Source organism: Azoarcus indigens (assembly GCF_004361735.1).
GTDB lineage: Bacteria > Pseudomonadota > Gammaproteobacteria > Burkholderiales > Rhodocyclaceae > Azoarcus > Azoarcus indigens.
This window is the reverse complement of sequence record NZ_SNVV01000001.1, coordinates 429,393-450,792: the sequence shown is the minus strand read 5'-3', so window position 1 is coordinate 450,792 and position 21,400 is coordinate 429,393. Positions and strand designations below refer to the sequence as shown.

General features: G+C 61.5%; 18 protein-coding genes. 11 read left to right on the top strand and 7 right to left on the bottom strand.

Features of this window, described 5'->3' with window-relative positions:
• The first annotated feature begins 6 nt into the window (after positions 1 to 6).
• The 10 genes from nuoF (at position 7) to C7389_RS02040 (ending at position 11,906) form a co-directional block, all read left to right on the top strand.
• Positions 7 to 1,311, top strand: coding sequence for an NADH-quinone oxidoreductase subunit NuoF (gene nuoF / locus C7389_RS02085; protein WP_133588196.1), 1,305 nt, complete (start codon positions 7 to 9; stop codon positions 1,309 to 1,311).
• On the top strand, positions 1,305 to 3,650 hold the full coding sequence (gene nuoG / locus C7389_RS02080) for an NADH-quinone oxidoreductase subunit NuoG (protein WP_133587848.1): 2,346 nt from the start codon (positions 1,305 to 1,307) through the stop codon (positions 3,648 to 3,650). The genes nuoF and nuoG overlap by 7 nt, the downstream gene beginning before the upstream one ends.
• On the top strand, positions 3,650 to 4,699 hold the full coding sequence (gene nuoH / locus C7389_RS02075) for an NADH-quinone oxidoreductase subunit NuoH (protein WP_133587846.1): 1,050 nt from the start codon (positions 3,650 to 3,652) through the stop codon (positions 4,697 to 4,699). The genes nuoG and nuoH overlap by 1 nt, the downstream gene beginning before the upstream one ends.
• Positions 4,700 to 4,709: 10 nt before the next feature.
• Positions 4,710 to 5,195: an NADH-quinone oxidoreductase subunit NuoI gene (gene nuoI / locus C7389_RS02070; RefSeq protein WP_133587844.1), complete on the top strand. Its 486-nt coding sequence runs from the start codon at positions 4,710 to 4,712 to the stop codon at positions 5,193 to 5,195.
• Positions 5,196 to 5,225: 30 nt separating this feature from the next.
• Positions 5,226 to 5,828, top strand: a complete 603-nt coding sequence (locus tag C7389_RS02065; protein WP_133587842.1) for an NADH-quinone oxidoreductase subunit J — start codon at positions 5,226 to 5,228, stop codon at positions 5,826 to 5,828.
• Positions 5,829 to 5,885: 57 nt separating this feature from the next.
• A complete protein-coding gene (gene nuoK, locus C7389_RS02060; protein ID WP_133587840.1) occupies positions 5,886 to 6,191 on the top strand; it encodes an NADH-quinone oxidoreductase subunit NuoK in 306 nt (101 codons plus the stop codon).
• A gap of 13 nt (positions 6,192 to 6,204) precedes the next feature.
• The gene (nuoL, locus tag C7389_RS02055) at positions 6,205 to 8,235 is read left to right on the top strand and encodes an NADH-quinone oxidoreductase subunit L (RefSeq protein WP_133587838.1); all 2,031 of its coding nucleotides are present in this window, start codon (positions 6,205 to 6,207) and stop codon (positions 8,233 to 8,235) included.
• Positions 8,236 to 8,303: 68 nt separating this feature from the next.
• The gene (locus C7389_RS02050; RefSeq protein ID WP_133587837.1) at positions 8,304 to 9,785 is read left to right on the top strand and encodes an NADH-quinone oxidoreductase subunit M; all 1,482 of its coding nucleotides are present in this window, start codon (positions 8,304 to 8,306) and stop codon (positions 9,783 to 9,785) included.
• Between the two features lie 35 nt (positions 9,786 to 9,820).
• On the top strand, positions 9,821 to 11,287 hold the full coding sequence (gene nuoN, locus C7389_RS02045) for an NADH-quinone oxidoreductase subunit NuoN (protein ID WP_133587835.1): 1,467 nt from the start codon (positions 9,821 to 9,823) through the stop codon (positions 11,285 to 11,287).
• Positions 11,288 to 11,315: 28 nt separating this feature from the next.
• A complete protein-coding gene (locus C7389_RS02040) occupies positions 11,316 to 11,906 on the top strand; it encodes an NUDIX domain-containing protein (RefSeq protein WP_133587833.1) in 591 nt (196 codons plus the stop codon).
• 101 nt (positions 11,907 to 12,007) lie between these two features.
• Here the strand turns inward: C7389_RS02040 and C7389_RS02035 are convergent, their stop codons facing one another.
• The 3 genes from C7389_RS02035 to C7389_RS02025 all read right to left on the bottom strand — a co-directional run bounded on the left by C7389_RS02035 (position 12,008) and on the right by C7389_RS02025 (position 16,982).
• On the bottom strand, positions 12,008 to 14,866 hold the full coding sequence (locus C7389_RS02035) for an adenosylcobalamin-dependent ribonucleoside-diphosphate reductase (protein WP_133587831.1): 2,859 nt from the start codon (positions 14,864 to 14,866) through the stop codon (positions 12,008 to 12,010).
• Positions 14,867 to 15,090: 224 nt separating this feature from the next.
• Entirely contained in the window at positions 15,091 to 15,948 is an 858-nt protein-coding gene (locus C7389_RS02030) for an HDOD domain-containing protein (protein ID WP_133587829.1), read from the bottom strand.
• 29 nt (positions 15,949 to 15,977) lie between these two features.
• Positions 15,978 to 16,982, bottom strand: a complete 1,005-nt coding sequence (locus C7389_RS02025) for a cation diffusion facilitator family transporter (RefSeq protein ID WP_133587827.1) — start codon at positions 16,980 to 16,982, stop codon at positions 15,978 to 15,980.
• A 94-nt stretch (positions 16,983 to 17,076) separates the two neighbouring features.
• On the opposite strand from C7389_RS02025, the gene C7389_RS02020 reads away from it, so the two are divergent.
• On the top strand, positions 17,077 to 17,931 hold the full coding sequence (locus C7389_RS02020; RefSeq protein ID WP_133587825.1) for an endonuclease/exonuclease/phosphatase family protein: 855 nt from the start codon (positions 17,077 to 17,079) through the stop codon (positions 17,929 to 17,931).
• A 17-nt stretch (positions 17,932 to 17,948) separates the two neighbouring features.
• Here C7389_RS02020 and C7389_RS02015 read toward each other — a convergent pair whose 3' ends face one another.
• The 4 genes from C7389_RS02015 to C7389_RS02000 form a co-directional block, all read right to left on the bottom strand.
• Positions 17,949 to 18,746 carry a DUF2189 domain-containing protein gene (locus C7389_RS02015; RefSeq protein WP_133587823.1) on the bottom strand — a complete coding sequence of 266 codons (798 nt, stop codon included), beginning with the start codon at positions 18,744 to 18,746 and terminating at the stop codon, positions 17,949 to 17,951.
• Positions 18,747 to 18,861: 115 nt separating this feature from the next.
• A complete protein-coding gene (locus C7389_RS02010) occupies positions 18,862 to 19,671 on the bottom strand; it encodes an alpha/beta fold hydrolase (protein ID WP_133587821.1) in 810 nt (269 codons plus the stop codon).
• 3 nt (positions 19,672 to 19,674) lie between these two features.
• A complete protein-coding gene (locus C7389_RS02005; protein ID WP_133587819.1) occupies positions 19,675 to 20,979 on the bottom strand; it encodes an O-acetylhomoserine aminocarboxypropyltransferase in 1,305 nt (434 codons plus the stop codon).
• An 88-nt stretch (positions 20,980 to 21,067) separates the two neighbouring features.
• The gene (locus tag C7389_RS02000; protein ID WP_133587817.1) at positions 21,068 to 21,283 is read right to left on the bottom strand and encodes a YdcH family protein; all 216 of its coding nucleotides are present in this window, start codon (positions 21,281 to 21,283) and stop codon (positions 21,068 to 21,070) included.
• Positions 21,284 to 21,400: the final 117 nt, after the last annotated feature.

The window sequence follows — 21,400 nt, the reverse complement described above, 5'->3', positions numbered from 1 at the left end:
CAAGGAATGATCCTCGCCGGCGTAGACGGCGACCGGGCCTGGCGGCTGCAGGACTATCTCGCTCGAGGTGGTTATTCTGCGCTGAAAAAGATTATCTCCGAGAAAATTCCCCCGGAGGCCATCATTGCGGAGCTCAAGACTGCGGTTTTGCGGGGACGAGGCGGTGCGGGCTTTCCGACTGGTTTGAAATGGAGTTTCATGCCGCGCTCTTTTCCGGGCGACAAGTATCTGGCGTGCAATTCCGATGAAGGCGAACCTGGAACCTTCAAGGACAGAGACATCCTCCGCTACAACCCTCATTCGGTGATTGAGGGTATGACCATTGCGGCGTACGCAATGGGTTGTGCTCGTGGGTACAACTACATCCACGGTGAGATTTTCGAGATATACCAGCGCTTTGAGGAGGCGTTGGAAGAGGCTAGGGCCGCGAACTTGCTTGGAGCGGACATTCTTGGCAGTGGCTTTTCCTTCGATCTGTTTGCTCATCATGGTTACGGCGCGTATATCTGCGGTGAGGAGACTGCGCTGCTCGAGTCCATTGAAGGCAAGAAAGGGCAACCACGTTTCAAGCCGCCATTCCCGGCGAGCTATGGTTTGTACGGTAAGCCGACGACCATCAACAATACGGAAACCTTTGCATCCGTCCCTTTCATCATCAATATGGGGGGCGAGGCCTTTCTTAACCTGGGCAAGCCGAATAACGGCGGGATGAAGCTTTTCTCCGTTTCTGGCCATGTCAATCGTCCAGGCAATTATGAGATCCCGCTCGGGACGCCTTTTTCCGAATTGCTGGAGATGGCCGGAGGAATGCGTGGGGGGCGCAAGTTGAAGGCGGTGATTCCTGGTGGTTCGTCATCGCCTGTCCTTCCTGCCGACGTGATGATGAGTTGCACCATGGATTACGACTCGATTTCCAAGGCTGGCTCGATGCTGGGCTCTGGCGCGGTAATCGTGATGGATGAGACGACCTGCATGGTCAAGGCACTCGAGCGTCTGTCGTACTTCTATTTCGAAGAGTCCTGTGGGCAATGTACTCCCTGCCGTGAGGGCACCGGTTGGCTTTATCGAGTGGTGCACCGCATTGAGAACGGCTTGGGCCGCGCGGATGATCTTGACCTGCTGAATTCGGTCACCGGCAACATCATGGGCCGGACCATCTGCGCCTTGGGTGATGCAGCGTCCATGCCGGTACAGAGTTTCATCAAGCATTTCGGTGGAGAGTTCCAGTACCACATCGAAAACAAGAAATGTCTCGTCTCGCCTGAAGTGCAGTACGAAGGCAGCCAAATCTACGTGAGCCCCTCATGCTAGAGATCGAAATCGACGGCCAGCAGATCCAGGTGCCGGATGGCAGCACGGTCATGGATGCCGCTGCCAAGATCGGCAGCTATATTCCCCATTTCTGCTACCACAAGAAGCTATCCATCGCTGCTAATTGCCGCATGTGCTTGGTACAGGTGGAAAAGGCGCCCAAGCCCTTGCCTGCCTGTGCGACGCCGGTGACGAATGGCATGAAGGTATGGACCCATTCCGAATCTGCGGTCAAGGCGCAGAAGGGTGTGATGGAGTTCCTGCTGATCAACCACCCCTTGGATTGCCCGATCTGCGATCAGGGCGGCGAGTGCCAGTTGCAGGATCTGGCGGTCGGCTATGGCGGCAGCCAGTCGCGTTACCAGGAAGAGAAGCGGGTTGTCCTGAACAAGAATCTCGGTTCTTTAGTGGCGACGGATATGACTCGGTGCATCAACTGCACCCGGTGCGTGCGTTTCACTACCGAGATAGCCGGCGAGATGGAGTTGGGCCAGGCATTTCGGGGGGAGCATGCTGAGATCATGCCTTTCGTCGAGAAGACGGTTGATTCCGAGCTTTCGGGGAACATCATCGACCTATGTCCGGTTGGTGCGCTGACTTCCAAGCCCTTCCGTTTTGCCGCCCGTACATGGGAGCTTTCCCGCCGTAAATCGGTGAGTCCGCACGACTCATTGGGGGCGAACCTGATCGTTCAGACCAAGCATGACGTTGTGAAGCGGGTGCTGCCCTTGGAGAACGAGGCCATCAACGAGTGCTGGCTGTCGGACAAGGACAGGTTCTCTTATGAGGCGCTCAATAGTGCTGAGCGTCTGCAGCGGCCGCAGATCAAGCAAGGCGGTGAATGGCGTGAGGTCGATTGGCAGACGGCGCTGGAATTTGCGGCGAATGGACTGCGGGGCATAGCTCAACAGCACGGCGGGCAGGGGCTTGGTGCGTTGCTGTCGCCCCATGCGACGGTGGAGGAGTTGTACCTCGGCCAGAAGCTGATGCGAGGCCTGGGTACGGACAACGTGGATTTTCGTCTGCGCCAAACGGATTTCCGTGCCGATGGGCGGCGTTCCGGTGCCCCCTGGCTGGGTATGCCTATCGCCGGCGTCGGCGAGTTGGACAGATTGCTGGTGATCGGTAGCTTCCTGCGTAAGGATGCGCCGCTGCTCGCGCAAAGGGTCCGCCAGGCGGCAAAACGAGGTTTGCAGGTCGGTGTGGTTGGCCCGACAGCGGAGGAGTGGCTGCTCCCGGTGCGTAGCCGTATGGTGGTGCCGCCTTCCGGTATGGTCTCGGCATTGGGTCAGCTTGTGCGCGCCTTGTCGGAACAGAAAAGCGTAGTGGTCTCGGAAGCCTTTGTATCTTCGCTGCCCGCGGCGGTTTCAGAGGAGGCTTCAACGCTGGCTAGACTCGTTGGCAGTGGCGAGAGAGTCGCCATATGGTTGGGAAACCTGGCTGTTCAGCACTCTCAAGCTGCTGAACTGGAAGCGCTGGCGTGCGAGATCGGGCGCCTTTCCGGTGGCCGCGCGGGCGTGATTGGTGAGGCTGCCAATAGTGTCGGGGGCTACCTTGCGGGCGCTGTGCCGAGCGGCACGGGCCTGAATGCCAAAGGGATGATTGACTCTCCGCGCAAGGGCTATGTGTTGTTGGCGGCTGAACCTGATCTGGACTTTGCTGACGCTCCTCGCACTCAGGCTGCTTTGCAATCCGCCGAGATCGTGGTGAGCCTATCTGCCTTCGACAGCCCGGCCTTGCGCGAATCGGCCGATGTGCTTCTGCCCATCGCGCCTTTTTCCGAGACCTCCGGCACGTTCGTGAACTGCGAAGGACGTGCGCAGAGCTTCAACGCGGTGGCCAAACCATTGGGCGAATGTCGTCCAGGCTGGAAGGTGCTGCGTGTCCTTGGAACCTTGCTGGGGCTGAATGATTTTGCGTATGAGGATTCCGAGGCCGTGAGCAAGGCAGCGCTTGGAGCCGACTACACGCGCAAATTGGCCGGGGGTGAGACATTCCATGTAGCTGAGGCTGCCTCGGTGACCGACAGCGGAGCCGGTCTGGAGCGGGTCGCAGACGTGCCCATCTATTTCGCAGATCCTGTGGTGCGGCGCTCTGCTCCATTGCAGAAGACCAAGGATGCGGCAGTTCCGGTCGCACGCCTGAGTCCTGCCACGCTTGCCCAGTTGGGCGTCTCAAGCGGCGAGCGGGTGCGGGTGGGGCAGGGCAGCGGGACCGTAGAACTGGTCGCTGCCGCGGATGAGACTCTAGCGGCTGGCTGCGTAAGGATCGCAGCAGCGCATCGGACTACGGCCGCGCTCGGGGCGCTCAGCGGCCGACTCAGCGTGGAGCGTGCTTGATGGAAGCGATGCTGCAACCGGTTGCAGATTTGTTCGGGCCCGCCTGGCCCTTGGTTTGGACCTTGGTGAAGATCATCGCGATCATCGCGCCGCTGATGATTTGTGTTGCCTATCTGACGCTGGCCGAACGCAAGGTCATCGGCTACATGCAGGTGCGCATAGGCCCCAACCGGGTCGGTCCGAAAGGCCTGCTCCAGCCGATCGCTGATGGGGTGAAGTTGCTCCTGAAGGAAATAGTGATCCCTTCCGGTTCGAGCAAAGGGCTTTTCATTGTTGGTCCTATCCTGGCGCTGGCTCCGTCGCTGGTAGCGTGGGCAGTTGTCCCCTTCGATGACGGTTTGGTGCTCGCCGACGTCAATGCAGGTCTCCTCTTTCTGCTCGCCGTGACGTCGCTGGAGGTCTATGGGGTGGTGGTTGCCGGTTGGGCTTCCAACTCCAAGTACCCCTTCCTGGGTTCCATGCGTGCCGCAGCGCAGATGGTGTCCTACGAAGTTTCGATGGGGTTCGCGCTGATTTGCGTGCTGCTGATTTCGGCCAGCCTGAATCTTTCGGACATCGTGGTTTCCCAGAGCAGTGGCCGCTTTGCCGATATGGGACTCGGCTTTCTGTCCTGGAACTGGCTGCCGTTACTGCCCATGTTCGTCGTTTACCTTATTTCGGGTATCGCGGAAACCAATCGCGCGCCGTTCGATGTCGTTGAAGGCGAGGCGGAAGTCGTGGCCGGGCACATGGTCGAATACTCCGGCATGACGTTTGCGCTGTTCTTCCTCGCCGAATACGCGAACATGATCTTGGTTTCCATCCTGACCTCGGTCCTGTTCCTGGGCGGCTGGTTGTCGCCGTTCGGTTTCCTGCCAGATGGTTTCCATTGGCTGGCGTTGAAGACTGCGGCCATCCTTTTCATCTTCCTGTGGGTGCGTGCTACGTTCCCGCGCTTTCGCTACGACCACATCATGCGATTGGGCTGGAAGGTATTCATTCCGGTCACGCTGGTGTGGGTGGTCGTTGTCGCGGTGTGGATGATGTCGCCGCTCTCGATCTGGTCTTGAGGTAAGGGTGATGGGTGCTAGGGATTACATCGGCAGTCTTTTCCTGAAAGAACTGCTTAAGGGCATGGCTCTTACCGGGCGGCATTTCTTTGCTCGCAAGATTACCGTCCAGTTTCCTGAGGAGAAGACACCGCAGAGTCCGCGTTTCCGTGGCCTGCACGCGTTGCGCCGTTATCCGAACGGCGAAGAGCGTTGCATTGCCTGCAAGCTCTGCGAGGCAGTTTGCCCAGCGTTGGCGATCACCATCGAGTCGGATCAGCGGGATGATGGTTCCCGCAGGACGACCCGTTATGACATTGATCTTACGAAGTGCATCTTCTGCGGTTTCTGCGAGGAGGCCTGTCCCGTCGATGCCATCGTGGAAACCCGGGTGTTCGAGTATCACGGCGAAAAGCGCGGCGATCTGTATTACACCAAGCAGATGCTGCTGGCGGTCGGCGACCGCTATGAGGGTCAGATCGCGGCAGACCGCGAGCAGGACGCAAAGTACCGTTAAGGAGGGCGCGTCTGCGCTGCGACCGGAAAAATGGAATTCAAGACCTTCGTCTTCTACTTTCTCGCCGTGATCCTTGTGTTCGCGGCGTTGCGAGTCATCACCGCGCGCAATCCGGTGCATGCCGCGCTTTATCTGGTGTTGGCCTTCTTTAATGCCAGTGGTATCTGGTTGCTGCTGCAAGCGGAATTTTTGGCTATCACGCTGGTGATGGTTTACGTCGGCGCCGTGATGGTGTTGTTCCTATTCGTCGTGATGATGCTGGACATCAACCTGGATCGCTTGCGCCAGGGCTTCTGGAGCTACCTCCCGGTCGGTTCGCTGATCGGTGTGTTGATGGCGGTAGAGATGGCGATGGTGCTGGGCGGCCGCTATTTCGGCCTGGACGCGATGCCGGCGCCGCCGGATCCGCAGGCGGGTTACAGCAATACCCGCGAGCTTGGGCGCGTTCTCTATACGGATTACGTCTATCCCTTCGAACTGGCGTCTCTGGTGCTGCTGGTTGCGATGGTGGCGGCGGTGGCGCTTACCTTGCGCAAGCGAAAGGGTACGAAGTACATCAATCCTTCCGAGCAGGTCGCAGTCAAGCGGGAAGGCCGAGTCGAGCTGGTGAAGATGCCGGCCGAGAAGGACTAAAACAAGTCACGAATAAGAACCGCGGCGGCTGCGGCCGAAGCGATCAGGGAGTTGAAGATGCTATCCCTTTCCCATTACCTCATCCTGGGCGCGATCCTGTTCGCGATCAGCGTTGTGGGGATCTTTCTGAACAGGAAGAACCTCATCGTGCTGTTGATGGCCATCGAGCTGATGTTGCTTGCGGTCAATCTTAATTTCATCGCTTTTTCCCACTACTTGGGAGACATCGCGGGCCAGGTTTTCGTTTTCTTCATCCTGACGGTGGCTGCAGCCGAGTCTGCAATCGGCTTGGCGATCCTGGTGGTGTTGTTCCGCAACCTGCGGACGATACATGTGGATGATCTGGACAGCCTGAAGGGTTAAAGGGACGCACGCGATGACGGACATGCAGAAGCTCTATCTAGTCGTGCCATTGGCACCGCTCGCCGGTGCGATCCTGGCCGGCCTTTTCGGAAAACTGATCGGTCGTACTGGCGCTCATGTGGCGACCATCCTTGGGGTGGCTGTGGCGTTCATCGCCTCAATCTACATTTTCCGCGATGTGCAGGCCGGTAATACCTTTAACGGCACCGTATATACCTGGATGGAAGCGGGTGGGCTGAGCTTCGAGGTCGGCTTCATGATCGATCAGCTCACAGTCATGATGATGCTGGTTGTGACCTTCGTATCCCTGATGGTGCATATCTATACCATCGGCTACATGCACGAGGATCCGGGCTACCAACGGTTCTTCAGCTATATCTCGCTATTCACCTTCTCCATGCTGATGCTGGTGATGTCGAACAACTTCCTGCAGCTGTTCTTCGGCTGGGAGGCTGTCGGCTTGGTGTCCTACCTGCTTATCGGCTTCTGGTATGAACGTCCCACTGCCATTTACGCCAACCTCAAGGCCTTTCTGGTCAACCGCGTCGGCGACTTCGGTTTCCTGCTGGGTATCGGTCTGGTCGCCGCTTATGCCGGCTCGCTGAATTACGTAGAGGTATTCGCCCAGGCCAGCGATCTAGCCACGCAGGAGATGGCTGTGACCGGTTGGCCGCTGATCACTGCGATCTGCATCTGTCTGTTCATCGGCGCGATGGGCAAGTCTGCGCAGGTGCCGCTGCACGTCTGGCTGCCCGATTCGATGGAAGGCCCGACCCCGATCTCCGCCCTGATTCACGCGGCCACCATGGTCACCGCGGGTATCTTCATGGTGGCGCGGATGTCGCCGCTGTTCGAGCTTTCGGATGTCGCCCTTTCCTTCGTCCTGGTGATCGGCGCCACGACAGCCTTGTTCATGGGCTTTCTCGGCATCGTGCAGAACGACATCAAGCGCGTGGTGGCTTATTCGACCTTGTCGCAGCTGGGCTATATGACGGTCGCGCTGGGCGTCTCCGCCTATTCGGCCGCCGTGTTCCACCTGATGACCCACGCCTTCTTCAAGGCATTGCTGTTCCTCGGCGCGGGTTCGGTGATCATGGGCATGCACCACGACCAGGACATGCGCAATATGGGCGGCCTGTGGAAGTACATGCCGGTCACCTGGATTACCTCACTGCTGGGCTCCCTGGCGCTGATCGGGTTCCCCTTCTTCTCCGGCTTTTACTCCAAGGATTCCATCATTGAGGCGGTGCATGCCTCACACATTCCGGGTGCCGGTTATGCGCTGTTCTGCGTAATGCTGGGTGTGTTCGTGACCGCCTTCTACTCTTTCCGGATGTACTTTCTGGTGTTTCACGGGAAAGAGCGCTTCGGTCAGGCACACCATCATGACGGCGAACATCATCATGACGAGCACGAGGAAGAAGATGCCCATGCCGGGGACCATCACCACGGTCTGGCGCCGGGGCAGAAACCGCATGAGTCGCCTTGGGTCGTTACTGTGCCGCTGCTGCTGCTTGCGATTCCTTCGGTGTTGATCGGCTTCTTCACCATCGAACCTATGCTTTTCGGCTCCTGGTTCGACGGTGTGATCTTCGTCGGTGACAACCACGTCGGGCTTGAGGAACTTGCTGCGCATTTCCACGGCCCGGTCGCCATGGCCTTGCATGGTCTTCAGACCGCTCCGTTCTGGCTGGCGATGGGCGGTGTCGTCGTTGCCTGGTTCTTCTACATGGTCAAGCCAGGCATTCCGGCGGCCATCCAGCGCACCTTCAAGCCGATCCATACCCTGCTCGAGAACAAGTACTTTTTTGACCGCTTTAATGAGATCTTCTTCGCCGGCGGTGCGCGCCTCCTCGGTAAGGGACTTTGGAAGGCGGGCGACCAGGGCCTGATAGATGGCATTGCAATCAATGGCACGGCCAAGCTGGTGGGCTGGATTGCGCAGATGTCGCGCCTGTTCCAGACCGGCCATATCTATCAGTACGCCTTCACCATGATCATCGGCGTGTTCATCCTGCTCACCTTCTGGTTCAACCGCGGATGAGCACGCCGGGGACGGATGCATAACAAGACCAAACGCGTCGCCAGCGACGTATAGAACGGAAAGCAACGATGACGGACATTCCCTTCCTCAGTCTCGCGATCTGGGTGCCGATTCTGGGCGGGCTGCTTGTGCTCGCTACCGGCTCCGACCGCAATGCTCCCTTGGCGCGCGGCTTGGCGCTGCTGGTTGCGATCGCAGGCTTCATCGTCACGATTCCGCTCTATGTGGGGTTCGATGCCTCCACCAGCGCGATGCAGTTCGTTGAGTTGCAGGCCTGGATTCCGCGCTTCAACATCAATTACCACCTTGGCGTGGATGGCATCTCGGTGCTGTTTGTGCTGCTGAATGCCTTTATCACCATCATGGTGGTGCTGGGTGGTTGGAAGGTGATCGAGGAGAAGGTCGCCCAGTACATGGCCTGCTTCCTGGTGATGTCCGGGCTGATGAACGGCATCTTCTCCTCGCTGGACGGGATTCTCTTCTACGTCTTCTTCGAGGCCTCGCTGATCCCGCTCTACCTCGTGATCGGCATCTGGGGCGGCCCGAACCGCGTCTATGCAGCCATCAAGTTCTTCCTCTATACCCTGTGCGGCTCGCTGTTGATGCTGCTCGCCCTGCTTTACCTGTTCATGCAGGCGGATGGCAGTTTCAGCATCCTGGATTGGCACCAGTTGCCCTTGAACATCGCCGAACAGACGCTCATCTTCTTTGCCTTCCTGGTTGCTTTCGGGGTGAAGGTGCCGATGTGGCCGGTGCACACCTGGTTGCCCGACGCCCACGTTGAAGCGCCGACCGGGGGGTCCGTTGTGCTGGCGGCGATCGCGCTGAAGCTGGGCGCATACGGTTTCCTGCGCTTCTCGTTGCCCATCGTGCCTGATGCAGCCCAGGAGTATTCCGGCCTGATCATCACGCTGTCGCTGATCGCGGTGATCTACATCGGCTTCGTTGCCCTGGTGCAGACGGACATGAAGAAGCTGGTGGCGTATTCGTCCATCTCCCACATGGGCTTCGTGACATTGGGTTTCTTCATGTTCAATCCGCTGGCGATCGAAGGTGCGCTGGTGCAGATGATTTCCCACGGCTTTGTCTCCGGCGCGATGTTCCTTTGCATCGGCGTGCTCTACGACCGCATGCACTCGCGTCAGATTGCCGACTACGGTGGCGTGGTGCATACCATGCCGAAGTTTGCCGCCTTCTTCATGCTGTTCTCGATGGCAAACGCGGGCCTGCCTGCTACCAGCGGTTTCGTTGGTGAATTCATGGTGATTCTCGGCGCCGTACAGTTCAACTTCTGGATCGGCTTCGGCGCGGCGATCACGCTCATTTTGGGAGCGGCCTACACCCTTTGGATGTACAAGCGCGTGGTGTTCGGCCCGGTGGCTAACTCCCATGTGGCCGAACTGGAAGACCTCAGTGCGCGCGAATTTGCCTTCTTGGCGATTCTCGCGGTCTGCGTGCTGGCAATGGGCCTGTATCCCTTCCCCTTCACCGAAGTGATGCACGCTTCCGTCGATGAACTTCTACGTCACGTTGCCGTGAGCAAGCTGTAAGCGTAGGCGAGACACTTTACCGGACCGCTCAGAAGATGAACTTTGTCGTCCCCGACTTCTACCCCGCGGCAGCGGAGATCTTCGTCGCGATCATGGCGCTGGTTGTCATGCTCGCCAGCACCTTTGCCCGCGGCGTTCGCTGGCTGGCCTACGCGCTAACCCAGTTCACACTGATCGCAGCCGCTTTCGTCACCATCTACACCCTGAAGGGCGACGTGAGCTACACCTTCAGCAATCTCTTCATTGGCGATCTGTTGGGTGATCTCCTGAAGCTGCTGATCTACTTCTCCATGGCCATTGCCTTGCTCTACGGCCGTGGTTATCTAGCCGACCGCAATATCGACAAGCCTGAGTACTACGTGCTTGCCCTGTTGATGACGCTGGGCATGATGGTGATGGTTACCGCCAACCACATGCTGCCGCTGTACATTGGGCTGGAGATGATGTCCCTCGGTCTGTACGCCATGGTGGCTTTCGACCGGGATTCCGCGCGGTCCACCGAGGCGGGGATGAAGTATTTCGTGCTCGGCGCGCTGGCTTCAGGTCTGCTGCTGTATGGGATGTCCATGATCTATGGAGCCACCGGTTCGCTCGAGTTCTCCGGCATCGCCAACGCCGTCTACCATCAGGCGGCGAACAAGACGGTGTTGTTGTTCGGCATTGTGTTCCTGATGGCCGGTATTTCCTTCAAGCTGGGCGTCGTGCCCTTCCACATGTGGGTGCCGGACGTCTATCAAGGCGCGCCGTCGGCGGTCACGCTGATCATTGCCACTGCGCCCAAGCTGGCTGCTTTTGCGATGGCGGTTCGTCTTCTCATCTGGGGCCTGTTCGATGTCGCCGAACAATGGCAGAGCATGCTGATGTTCGTGGCGGTACTGTCCATCATCCTGGGTAACCTTGCTGCCATTGCCCAGACCAACCTCAAGCGCATGCTCGCCTATTCCGGCATTTCCCATATGGGCTTCATGCTGCTGGGGCTGCTTTCGGGGGTGGTGGAGGGTGATCGTCACTACGCCTTGAATGCCTACAGCTCCGCCATGTTCTATGCCGTGTCCTACGTGATCATGAGCCTGGCATCCTTCGGCATGATCATCCTCCTCTCCAGGGCAGGTTTCGAGGCAGACTCGATTGACGATTTCAAGGGTTTGAACAAGCGCAGTCCCTGGTTCGCGGCGATGATGATGTTCGTGATGTTCTCGATGGCGGGCATTCCATTCTTCATTGGCTTCTTCGCCAAGCTGTCGGTGCTGCAGGCAGTGGTTGCAGCAGGTTATCTGTGGATTGCGATCATCGCCGTGGTCATGTCGGTGATCGGCGCGTTCTACTACCTCCGTGTGGTCAAGGTCATGTACTTCGACCCGCCGGTGGATCCAGCGCCGATTCACGCGCCTGCCGAACTCCGTGTGCTGTTGTCGGCAAACGGCTTGGCGATTGCCGCCCTGGGCTTGGCGCCACAAGCACTCATGTCGGTGTGTGCTTACGCTCTCCTTGCTTCGCTCTGAACATAGCGAAGTCGGGGGGGGGGGGGATATGAGCGGGACTGCATCGGCGCGCGATCCGCTGGAGGAGATCGAACTCGATAGCGAGCCCGTCTTCCAGGGTGGTCTGCTCAAGGTCTGGCGGGACCGTGTCCGCCTTCCGGACGGCAGCGAGAGTTACCGCGAGTACGTTCGCCATCCTGGGGCGGTCGTGGTCGTCGCGGTGCTGCCGGATGGTCAGCTCGTGTTCGAGCGCCAGTTCCGCTATCCGCTGCGCAAGGCCTTCCTCGAGTTGCCCGCAGGCAAGATCGATCCGGGTGAAGACATCCTGACTTGCGCTCGCAGGGAGTTGCGGGAGGAGACGGGCTACGAGGCGGAGAACTGGCGGTACCTCGGCGTGATGCATCCCTGCATCGGCTATTCGGACGAACGCATCGAGATCTTCTTTGCCCAGGGCCTCAGCCAAGTGGGGCATGAGCTGGATGAAGGGGAGTTCCTGGAGATCTTGTCGCTCTCTGCAGATGAAGCCGAGGCGGCTGTCCATCAGGGTACGATCACTGATGGCAAGACCATTGCCGCATTGTTTCGCGCCTTACCCCTGCTGCGCGGGGGGCATACTGGAGAAGTGCCGGCATTCGCTTGAATGCGATGGCGCCAGGTAGCCAAGTCGCTTTCTCCGCCCCGTCCAGACACCAGAAAAAGGGCCCGCAATTGCGAGCCCTTTTTTTCCTAAAGCATCCGCTTTTATCCGCAGGTTCCCACCGCACCGCAGGCGGTGCAGAAGTCGCAGCCGTCCTTGCGGATGACCGTGTGGTTACCGCACTCGTTGCACAGTGCCCCTTGCATCAGCTTTGGCTCGCTTTCGTCACGGGGTGTCTCCAGGATGCCCATTTCGCGCGTTGGGTAGCCCTTTTCATCCAGCACGCCCAGCATTGCATAACGGTGGATCATCAACTGGGCAATGTAGGCCACGGTGCTGGGATAATTCTGCTGGCGTCGGGTGCCCGGGACGAAGGCCATGAAATCCCCGAGGGGCTCCGGATAGTTCAGCAGCTTGCGCAACTTCATGCCTATCCAGGCAGGGTCCATGACTCGCATGTCCAGGGACAGGATGCGGGTCAGACCATCCAGGGCACGGGGATAGTTGCCTGACAACCACACGGAATAGGGACGGGTGACGCCATCGGGCAGGGTGATTTCCTTCAGCCCAAGGACGAAATCTTCGCCGGTGGCCGGATTGTAGATGTCCACCGTCCACGACAGGGTGCCGTCGGTGCCGGTCTTGGGTTCCTCCTGACTGAAGAGGGTGTCGAGCACCGGGCTGTTGCCCTCTTTGTCGAAGGCGCCCAACTTCTCGCAGCGATAGTTGACCACCTGGGCGAAGGCGGAGACAACGCCTGGGAAGAGCTTCTTCTCGCCATGGGGCGGGAAGGGCATCTCGAAGGATTTCTCGCCCACGGTACGGGCCAGGGTATCCAGCTTAAGCTTGAGCCAGCCCCTGTCGTTGGCGCGCATGTCCATGGACAGGGTCTTGGCTACCGCGCCGAGCCCACGCGGCTGGTCGGCGCCGTTGACCCAGACTTCAAAGGGGAAGGTGCCGCCATTGGTGCCGAACTGGCCGACGAAGAGGGCGAAGTTGCCGGAAGGAGTGCCCAGCATGTAGGTCCATGCCAGGTTGCCGTCCGGTAGCTCAGGGCGGCCGGGCCAGCGCAGGGAGGCGAGAACGGGGGCCGGCAGGCTCTTGATGGACAGGCGCTTGTTGGCGTCGGACAGTTCTACGTCGTGGGGCTGTTTCTGTTCGGCGCTAGGCGCGACGGACAACACCGAGCCCAGTACCGAGTTGGGTCGGTAGGTGGCGAGCCCCTTGAGACCGGCCTTCCAGGCGGTGAGGTAGAGATCCTCGAAGTCCGCATAGGGGTAGTCCTCGGGCACGTTCACCGTCTTGGAGATGGAGGTGTCCACGTAAGGCGCTACGGCCGCGACCATGTCCTTGTGCGCCTGGGCGGAGATCTCCAGCGCGGTCACGAAATATGGCGGCAGAGTATTCACGTCTCCGCCAGCATGCTTGTACAGCCGCCAGGCGTAGTCCTCGACCGCATATTCCTTGAAGGTGCCGTCCGCCATCCGCTTGCGACGGGTGTAGGTGTAAGAAAAGGGCGGTTCGATGCCGTTCGAGGCGTTGTCGGCGAAGGCGAGGGAGATGGTGCCGGTAGGGGCAATGGAGAGCAGGTGCGAATTGCGGATGCCGTGCTTTCGGATCTTATCCTTCACGTCCGCCGGCAGGCGGGAGGCGAAGTTGCCGCCGGAGAGATAGAGGTCGGCATTGAACAGCGGGAAGGCGCCACGCTCGCGCGCGAGTTCCACCGAGGCCAGATAGGCGCGGTTGCGCATGTACTCCGCGATCTTGCGCGCTTCTTCCTGGGCCGCAGGCGTGTCGTAGCGCTTTTGCAGCATGATCAGCGCGTCGCCCAGGCCAGTGAAGCCCAAGCCTACGCGGCGTTTGGAATTCGCCTCCTGGCGCTGCTGTTCCAATGGCCAGTGGGTGGCATCGAGTACGTTGTCCAGCATGCGGATGGACACGTCGACAACCTTGCCGAAGGCGGTGTAATCGAATTCAGCCTGCTCGGTGAAGGGATGCCGGATGAACAAGGTGAGATTGATCGAGCCCAGGCAGCAGCAGCCATAGGGCGGGAGCGGCTGCTCGGCGCAGGGGTTGGTCGCCTCTATCGTCTCGCAGTAGTAGAGGTTGTTGTCCTGGTTCATGCGGTCCAGGAAAAGGATGCCCGGTTCCGCATGGTCATAGGTGGAGCGCATGACCTGATCCCACAGTGCCCGCGCCTTGACCTTGCGATAGACCCAGAGCCCGTCTTCGCGCTGGTAGGCCCCGGCGGCTTTGAGCTCCTCGGTAGGCTCCGCGCGGTGGGCGAGTTCGACTTCGCCGTCGCTTTCCACCGCCCGCATGAAGGGGTCGGTGACACCCACCGAAATGTTGAAGTTGCTGAGATCGCCCTGGTCCTTGGCGTGGATGAATTCCTCGATGTCCGGATGATCGCAGCGCAGAACGCCCATCTGTGCGCCGCGGCGGGCGCCAGCGGACTCCACCGTTTCGCAGGAGCGGTCGAAGACGCGCATGTAGGAAACCGGGCCGGACGCATTGGACAGTGTGCCGCGCACCAGCGCGCCCTTCGGGCGTATGGAGGAGAAGTCATAGCCGACGCCGCCGCCGCGCCGCATGGTTTCGGCGGCCTGGGCGAGGGCGGTATAGATTCCCGGGCGGCCATCCACCGCCTCGGTTACCGAGTCGCCAACGGGTTGCACGAAGCAGTTGATGAGGGTGGCAGCCAGCGTAGTGCCAGCGGCGCTGTTGATGCGGCCTGCAGGCACGAAACCCTTCTCCTGGGCCTCGAGAAACCTGGCCTCCCAGTGCGCGCGCTTGTCGTCCGTTTCGATGGCAGCCAGGGCACGCGCAACCCGCTGGCGGACTTCAAGGACGCTGCGTTCTTCGCCCTTGGCGTATTTCTCGACCAGGACTTCGCCGGAAATCTCTTGTGCTACCAGGGTTGTGGCGTCGCGGAGGGTCTGGCCAGCGGCGGTCTTGCTCATGGTTTAGTGCGACCTCTTCGTGGAATGACTCCTAGAAGGATAGCGCGCGTCGGCCAAAGACGCAAAATCAAAAAAATGATTTAAATCAATGAAATACAAAATAACTTTGTATTTCATATAGTTGCCAGGCACTACATTTAGTATGGTTTTTAGGGCGCGTTCTGGCTGCAGCCAGAACGCGGGTGATGCCGCCTGACCAGGGCACAGAGCCCTTTACCCCTCCCTCAGCGCATCTTCAGGCTAGGGAAGAAAAGAGAGACATAAGCGGCGAGGTTCAGCTCTGCTTCCTCGCGGATGCGGCTGAGGCTTTCGGGGGACATATTGAGTTGCGACCAGACCGAAGGCGCGATGCGCTCTGCGGCCGCGCTGCTGGCCTCTCCGCGGCGGTCCGCCTGCACAAGGGCGCTGGCGACGTGCAGGATGGCGGCGTCGAAAGAATGGTCTCCACCCAAGCGCGGCACGATCTGGGCGCCGACGACTTCGGCGAAAAAGGGGGGCAGGCGCCAGTGGTCCATCAAGGTGGCGCCCACTTCGGCGTAATCGCAGCCCACGATGCGTTGTTCCGCCATATGCAGTGCTTCTTCGCCGCGGTCGGCGCAGTCCTGCGCCTCAGCGGCCAGGGCGGGAACGGTCTGGTACATCACAAGGTGGCCGAGATCGGCCAGCAAACCGATGACGAAGAGGCGCTCCGCCGAGGGCAGGCCGCAGCCCTGGGCGATGGTGCGGGCTGCCAGGGCGCACATCACGCTGCCGCGCCAGAAACGGCCCATCTCCATGCGTTCCGGCTGGATGCCCGAAAACACTGCGCTCACCGACATGGCGAGAACCAGGTCATGTACTTGCTGCAGCCCGAGGATCTGTACCGCACGGTTGACGGTATCCACCTGGCCGCCGTAGCCGTAGAGCGCGCTGTTTACCAGCCGGAGCAGGCGTACCGTCAGTGCCGGGTCTGCGCTGACAAGGCGGGCAACTTCCAGTACCGAGCCATCTGGGGAGTCCAACTGCTCGCGGATGCGTTGGTAAACCGTGGGCAGCGACGCCAGTGCTTCTACATGGCTGACCAGTTCCTGAGCCGAATGCATGATTGCGGTCCTTACGGGGAGCGCCCGGATTATCCGTGATCGTCGCTTGAGCGTGAACCGAGCGGAGTGAACACCAGAGGCTCGGCAGGCGGGAGTTCCGGTTGCAGGGTGACATGTTCTATGCCGAAGCGTCTGGCCAGCAACTGCTGCATCGCAGGCAGGATCTGCAGCCAGCGTTGCCAGTCGGCGACGACGACATGCGCGGACAATGCCGAACGCCTGGAGTCCAGGCTCCAGATGTGGAGGTCGTGCACCGAAGCCACGCCTTTGACTCCGGCCATCGCGGTACCGACCTCCTGCAATGAGATGCCTTCTGGCACGCCCTCCAGCAGGGTGTGCACCGCGCGGCGCAGCAGGTTGACCGTGGAGGCGAGGATGAGGCCGCTGATGAGCATGGTCAGCAACGGGTCGATAGGCGTCCAGCCGGTGAGCTGGATAACCAGCCCGGAGCTGAGGGCTGCCACCGAGCCGAGCAGGTCGCCCATCACGTGGATCAATGCGCCCCGGGTGTTGAGGTCGCCCTCGCCGCGGGTCAGCAGCCAGGCTACCAGCAGATTGATGCCCAGGCCGGCCAGGGCCACCAGAGTGACCGCTTCGCCGGCGATTTCGCGCGGGGCGAGCAGTCGCAGCACGGCCTGCCATGCCAGCGCGGCGACCAGCAGCAGCATGAACACGCTGTTGGCCAGGGCCGCCAGGCTCTCTACCCGCTGCAGGCCGAAGGAGTGTTGCTCGCTGGCCGGGCGTTTCGCCAGGCGGGCGGCGACGGCGGCCAGGCCGAGGGCCATTGAATCGGTCGCCATGTGGCCGGCATCGCCCAGCAGCGCGAGTGAGCCGGACCACCAGCCGGCGATCGCCTCCACCAGGGCGAAGCTCAGGGTGAGCGTGAGTGCCAGCGGCAGCCAGCGGCTGGCCGCGTGGTCATGATGGTGCGCATGGCCGGCTTGGCCCTGGGAGCCGTGGCTGTGGGCATGCTCATGCGCATGCGGGTGTCCGCCATGTTCGCCATGGCCCGCGTGGTGATGACTATGCTTCATGATGGAAGGGGTAGTCCGACTGTGGCGAATTATGAGGCCTCGCACGGATGCGGAGTATGCGTGGCGTGCCAAGGGTGACGACTAGGCAAGGAAGATGACGAGAATCGTAAGCTGGAACATCCAGTGGTGCCGGGGTGCGGACGGTGCGGTGCGGCCTGAGCGCACCATCGCCGCGCTGCGCGAAATGGGCGCGCCGGAGCTGATCTGCCTGCAGGAGGTCGCCCAGTGCTTTCCGGGGCTGCCAGGCGGTGGCGCTGAGGACGAAGTGGCTTTGTTGCGTGATGCCTTTCCCGATCACCTGGCGATCTGGGGGCCGGCGGTGGATGTGCCGGGCGAGGACGGCGGCCGTGCGCGCTTCGGCAATCTGCTGCTGTCGCGGCTGCCGGTCGGGCAGGTCTTCCATCGCCTGCTGCCCGCCCCGGCCGAGACTACGTTGCCCAGCATGCAGAGGGCGTGCATAGAAGCGGTGATAACGTTGCCGTGGGGCCCGGTCCGGATCATGACGACGCATCTGGAGTACTACTCTGCCCGCCAGCGCAATGCCCAGATTGCCGCACTACGGGAGATCCAGGCCGAGGCATCCGAGGTCGCCCGCAAGCCGGTTCCGGCGAAGAAGGGCAGCCCGGCTTTCGCCGCCCGGCCGCGGCCGGCATCCGCACTGATATGCGGCGATTTCAATTGTGAACCCGGGGCGGCCGACTACGCTGCCATGATCGCGCCAGACGAGATGGGAGCAAGGCCATGGCGGGATGCCTGGTCTGTGCTTCACGGCAGCCGTCCGCACGCGCCCAGTGTCGGCCTGCATGGCGCGGAGTGGCCCAAGCGCGCTTACTGCTGCGATTTCGCCTTTCTTACCGATGACCTGGCGAGCCGTCTGAGCGCGGTGGAAATCGTCGATGCGACGGCGGCGTCTGACCACCAGCCACTGCTGCTGACGCTGGAGGATTGATCCGCGTCGGAGCTGGATCAGCGGCTTGCTTCTGGCGCCACGATGTCGCGGTAGGCGTGCCAGGTTGCGTGACCGATCAATGGCATCAGCACCACCAGACCGACGTGGAAGGTGAGGAAACCGAGCACCGTCAGGCCTACGATGAAGGCCGCCCACACCAGCATGGCGCCGGGGTTGCGGGCCAGCGCACCAATGCTGGCGAGCATGGCGGTGATGGCGTCCTGGTTGCGGTCCAGCATCAGCGGAATGGAAACCACGCTGACGGCGAACACGATGGTGGCGAACAACAGGCCAACGCCGAAATACACCAGCAGGAACTCCAGGTTCTCCATGGCCAGGATCTGCTCCAGGAAGCCGCTCAGGTTCGGCAGCTCGCTGGTATAGAAGAGCGCGAACACGATCAGCGATGCACGCGCCCAGACGAGGAAGATTACGCCCAGCACGACTGCGAAGATGCCAAGGTTGCCGGCGTTGCGCTTCCATACCATCAGTGTCGGCAGCAGCGCGCAAGGCTCGCCCAGTTCTTTGCGCCGGCTGAGTTCGTAAAGACCCATCGCCAGGAAAGGGCCGAGCAGCAGGAAGCCCGATGTCAGGGCCGAGGTGTACTCATAAGCGTGCTCGAACACCAGGGTGATCAACAGCCCCATGCCGGCGAAGCAGAAACCATAGAACAGGCTGGGGATGGGGCAGGCCCGCAGATCGGAAAAGCCGCGCGCCAGCCAACGCAGCGGGGACGTGGCCGGAACGTCGCGGACGCTGGGGAAGGGCAGGCCCTCGGCCTCAGGCTGGAGCTGGCTATCGTTCGGCTGCGACATGTCTCTCTCCTGTCAAGGTTGTCGTCAGGCAGCAGAACGGGGGCGGACCAGGGGGATGCAAGCGTGGATCGGCGCCAGAAGGCGCGCCGGAAAGCCTGGTCGGTGATCTCTTGTTCTAGGTATCGGTGAAGAACCCCCGCAGCGCATCGCTTATCGCATCCGGTGCCTCCGCCATCAGTGCATGGCCGGCCCCCGGAATCTCCATCATACGCGCACCACCTTGGGCGTTGACCAGGGCATCGCGTAAGGGTTTTACCGCACGCGGCGGGGTCATCTGGTCGCGTTCGCCGCAGATCAGCAGGGTGGGGCAGACGACCCGGCCGGCAGTGGCCAGGCCGTCCTGCCAGGCGTTGCAAGCGGCGAGGTCAGTGGCCAGCACCCCTGGCGCTTGGCGCTCCATGAGGCTCAGGTTGGCCCCGGTAAGCCAGCTGCCGGGCGTTGGAGAGGCGCCCAACTGACCGCGCGGGGTATAGGACCACTGGTTGATCATGCCATGGGCGCGGGCGCGGTCTTCCTGGGCGGCCAGTAGTAGCGCAGGCGCCACCGGCATGGGCGCGATGCTGCCGAGCAGGGCGAGGGCGGTGATGCGCTGTGGTGCAGCTGCGGTGGCGGCCAGGGCGATCAGCGAGCCCATGCTATGGCCGGCGAGGCGGATGCGATCCAGTTCCAGCGCGTCCGCCAGGGCCAGGGTCCATGCCGCCAGGGCTTCGATGGAAGACAATTGCGGGCCAGCGGAGCGGCCATGGGCGGGGAGGTCGGGGGCGACGATGGTGAAGCCGCGCTGGGCGAGATGGCGGGCCTGGAAAGTCCAGACGCTATGATCATGGCCGGCGCCGTGCAGCAGCAGGATGGCGGGCCGGTTCTTATCGAAGGCGCTGCCGCCGTGGTACAGGCGGATGGCGTGGCCTTGCAACTGGATGTCCATGCGTCAGCTCTTCAGCAGTTTGCCGACGGCGTATAAGCCGCGCTCCAGGTCGGCGAGCAGATCGTCCGCCGACTCCAGCCCGACCGAGAGCCGGATGGTGCCTTCGCCGATGCCGGCGGCGGCGAGGTCGGCCGCGGACATGCGGAAATGGGTGGTGCTGGCAGGATGGATGACGAGCGATTTTGCGTCGCCCACATTCGCCAGGTGGGAGAACAGCCTCAGTGCGCCGATGAAAACCCTGCCGGCGTTGCGGCCCCCGCGCAGATCGAAGGAAAGGACGCCGCCGCAGCCATCCGGCAATAGCCTGGCGGCAAGGGCGTGGCCACGGTGGCTCTCTAGTTCCGGATAGGCAACACGTTCCACGAGAGGGTGTGCGGCCAAGTGAGCGGCAACGGCACGGGTGTTGGCGACATGGGCGCGCATGCGTAGCGGCAGCGTTTCCAGGCCCTGCAGGATCTGGAAGGCGTTCATCGGCGACAGGCAAGCGCCGAAGTCGCGCAGGCCTTCGCGCCGGGCGCGCAGCAGGAAGGCCGCCACCGGCGATTCTTCGGCGAAGTCCATGCCGTGGAAACCGTCGTAAGGCTCGGTGAGGGTGGGGAAGCGCCCCGCGGCTTCCCAGTCGAAGCGGCCGCCATCCACGAGCACGCCGCCGACGGCGACGCCATGGCCCCCGAGATACTTGGTGGCCGAATGCATGACCAGGTCGGCTCCCAGCGCCAGCGGCTGCTGCAACGCCGGGCTGACCAGCGTCGCATCCACCAGCAGCGGCAGCTTGTTTTCGTGAGCGAGGGCGGAGACGGCTGGGATGTCGAGTACATCCAGGCCGGGATTGCCGACCGACTCGCCGAACAGCAGCGCGGTTTCCGGACGGATGGCCGCACGCCAGGCATCGATGTCGGCGGTATCGACGAAGGTCGTCTGGATGCCGAAGCGGGGCAGGGTATAGCCCAGCAGGTTGTGGGAGCCCCCGTAAAGGGCGCGGGAAGCCACGACATGGCCGCCGACGCCGGTCAGCGTGGCGATGGCGAGGTGCAGCGCCGCCTGCCCGCTTGCTACGGCAAGGCCCCCGACGCCGCCTTCCAGCGCCGCCACCCGTTCTTCCAGCACCGCGTTGGTGGGGTTGGAAATGCGCGAATAGACGTGGCCGGGGCGCTCCTGGTTGAACAGGGCTGCGGCGTACTCCGCATCCGGAAAAACGTAGCTGGTGGTGAAGTGGATGGGCGTTGCGCGCGAGCCATGCGCAGGGTCGGGAGACTGGCCTGCATGCAGGGCCAGCGTCTCCCGGCCGAAACTGCCGGGTTGGGTCATCGGGAACTCCGGGGTCGCGCCTGGGGTCGGCGGCTGAAGGGAGAAGGATAGCCGGCGTGGCGCTGCCTGCGGCAGGACCGGTGCTTGCTCAGGCGAGATCGTCCGGCTGCAGCATGCGTTCGACGACGGTGATGCGGTCCTTGATCGCCAGCTTGCGCTTCTTGAGCCGGCGCAGCAGCAGTTCGTCGTCGGACGGTGAGTCGGCCAGCCTGGCGATGGCTTCATCGAGATCGCGGTGTTCGCCGCGCAGGGCTTCGAGACGGGCCTGCAGGCTGGTCACCTCGTCGAACGCGTCATCGGTCATGGAAGAAGGCCTGGATGTAGCGTACCCCGCAGGGATAGCGCCTATGGTGGAAGGGTCTTTGGCGAATGGTATGCGGGGCCCCGCGGAATGACAACTTCAGCGCGGGGGCTTGAAAGG

Excerpts from the sequence above, each read along its gene's own strand:
- C7389_RS02000 (WP_133587817.1), bottom strand. The coding sequence starts at position 21,283 with ATGACCGATGACGCGTTCGACGAGGTGACCAGCCTGCAGGCCCGTCTC.
- C7389_RS02040 (WP_133587833.1), top strand. The coding sequence starts at position 11,316 with ATGAGCGGGACTGCATCGGCGCGCGATCCGCTGGAGGAGATCGAACTC.
- C7389_RS02005 (WP_133587819.1), bottom strand. The coding sequence starts at position 20,979 with ATGACCCAACCCGGCAGTTTCGGCCGGGAGACGCTGGCCCTGCATGCA.
- C7389_RS02065 (WP_133587842.1), top strand. The coding sequence starts at position 5,226 with ATGGAATTCAAGACCTTCGTCTTCTACTTTCTCGCCGTGATCCTTGTG.
- nuoI (WP_133587844.1), top strand. The coding sequence starts at position 4,710 with ATGGGTGCTAGGGATTACATCGGCAGTCTTTTCCTGAAAGAACTGCTT.
- nuoH (WP_133587846.1), top strand. The coding sequence starts at position 3,650 with ATGGAAGCGATGCTGCAACCGGTTGCAGATTTGTTCGGGCCCGCCTGG.
- C7389_RS02015 (WP_133587823.1), bottom strand. The coding sequence starts at position 18,746 with ATGTCGCAGCCGAACGATAGCCAGCTCCAGCCTGAGGCCGAGGGCCTG.
- nuoG (WP_133587848.1), top strand. The coding sequence starts at position 1,305 with ATGCTAGAGATCGAAATCGACGGCCAGCAGATCCAGGTGCCGGATGGC.
- C7389_RS02035 (WP_133587831.1), bottom strand. The coding sequence starts at position 14,866 with ATGAGCAAGACCGCCGCTGGCCAGACCCTCCGCGACGCCACAACCCTG.
- nuoK (WP_133587840.1), top strand. The coding sequence starts at position 5,886 with ATGCTATCCCTTTCCCATTACCTCATCCTGGGCGCGATCCTGTTCGCG.
- C7389_RS02030 (WP_133587829.1), bottom strand. The coding sequence starts at position 15,948 with ATGCATTCGGCTCAGGAACTGGTCAGCCATGTAGAAGCACTGGCGTCG.
- C7389_RS02050 (WP_133587837.1), top strand. The coding sequence starts at position 8,304 with ATGACGGACATTCCCTTCCTCAGTCTCGCGATCTGGGTGCCGATTCTG.
- C7389_RS02020 (WP_133587825.1), top strand. The coding sequence starts at position 17,077 with ATGACGAGAATCGTAAGCTGGAACATCCAGTGGTGCCGGGGTGCGGAC.
- nuoL (WP_133587838.1), top strand. The coding sequence starts at position 6,205 with ATGACGGACATGCAGAAGCTCTATCTAGTCGTGCCATTGGCACCGCTC.
- nuoF (WP_133588196.1), top strand. The coding sequence starts at position 7 with ATGATCCTCGCCGGCGTAGACGGCGACCGGGCCTGGCGGCTGCAGGAC.
- C7389_RS02010 (WP_133587821.1), bottom strand. The coding sequence starts at position 19,671 with ATGGACATCCAGTTGCAAGGCCACGCCATCCGCCTGTACCACGGCGGC.
- C7389_RS02025 (WP_133587827.1), bottom strand. The coding sequence starts at position 16,982 with ATGAAGCATAGTCATCACCACGCGGGCCATGGCGAACATGGCGGACAC.
- nuoN (WP_133587835.1), top strand. The coding sequence starts at position 9,821 with ATGAACTTTGTCGTCCCCGACTTCTACCCCGCGGCAGCGGAGATCTTC.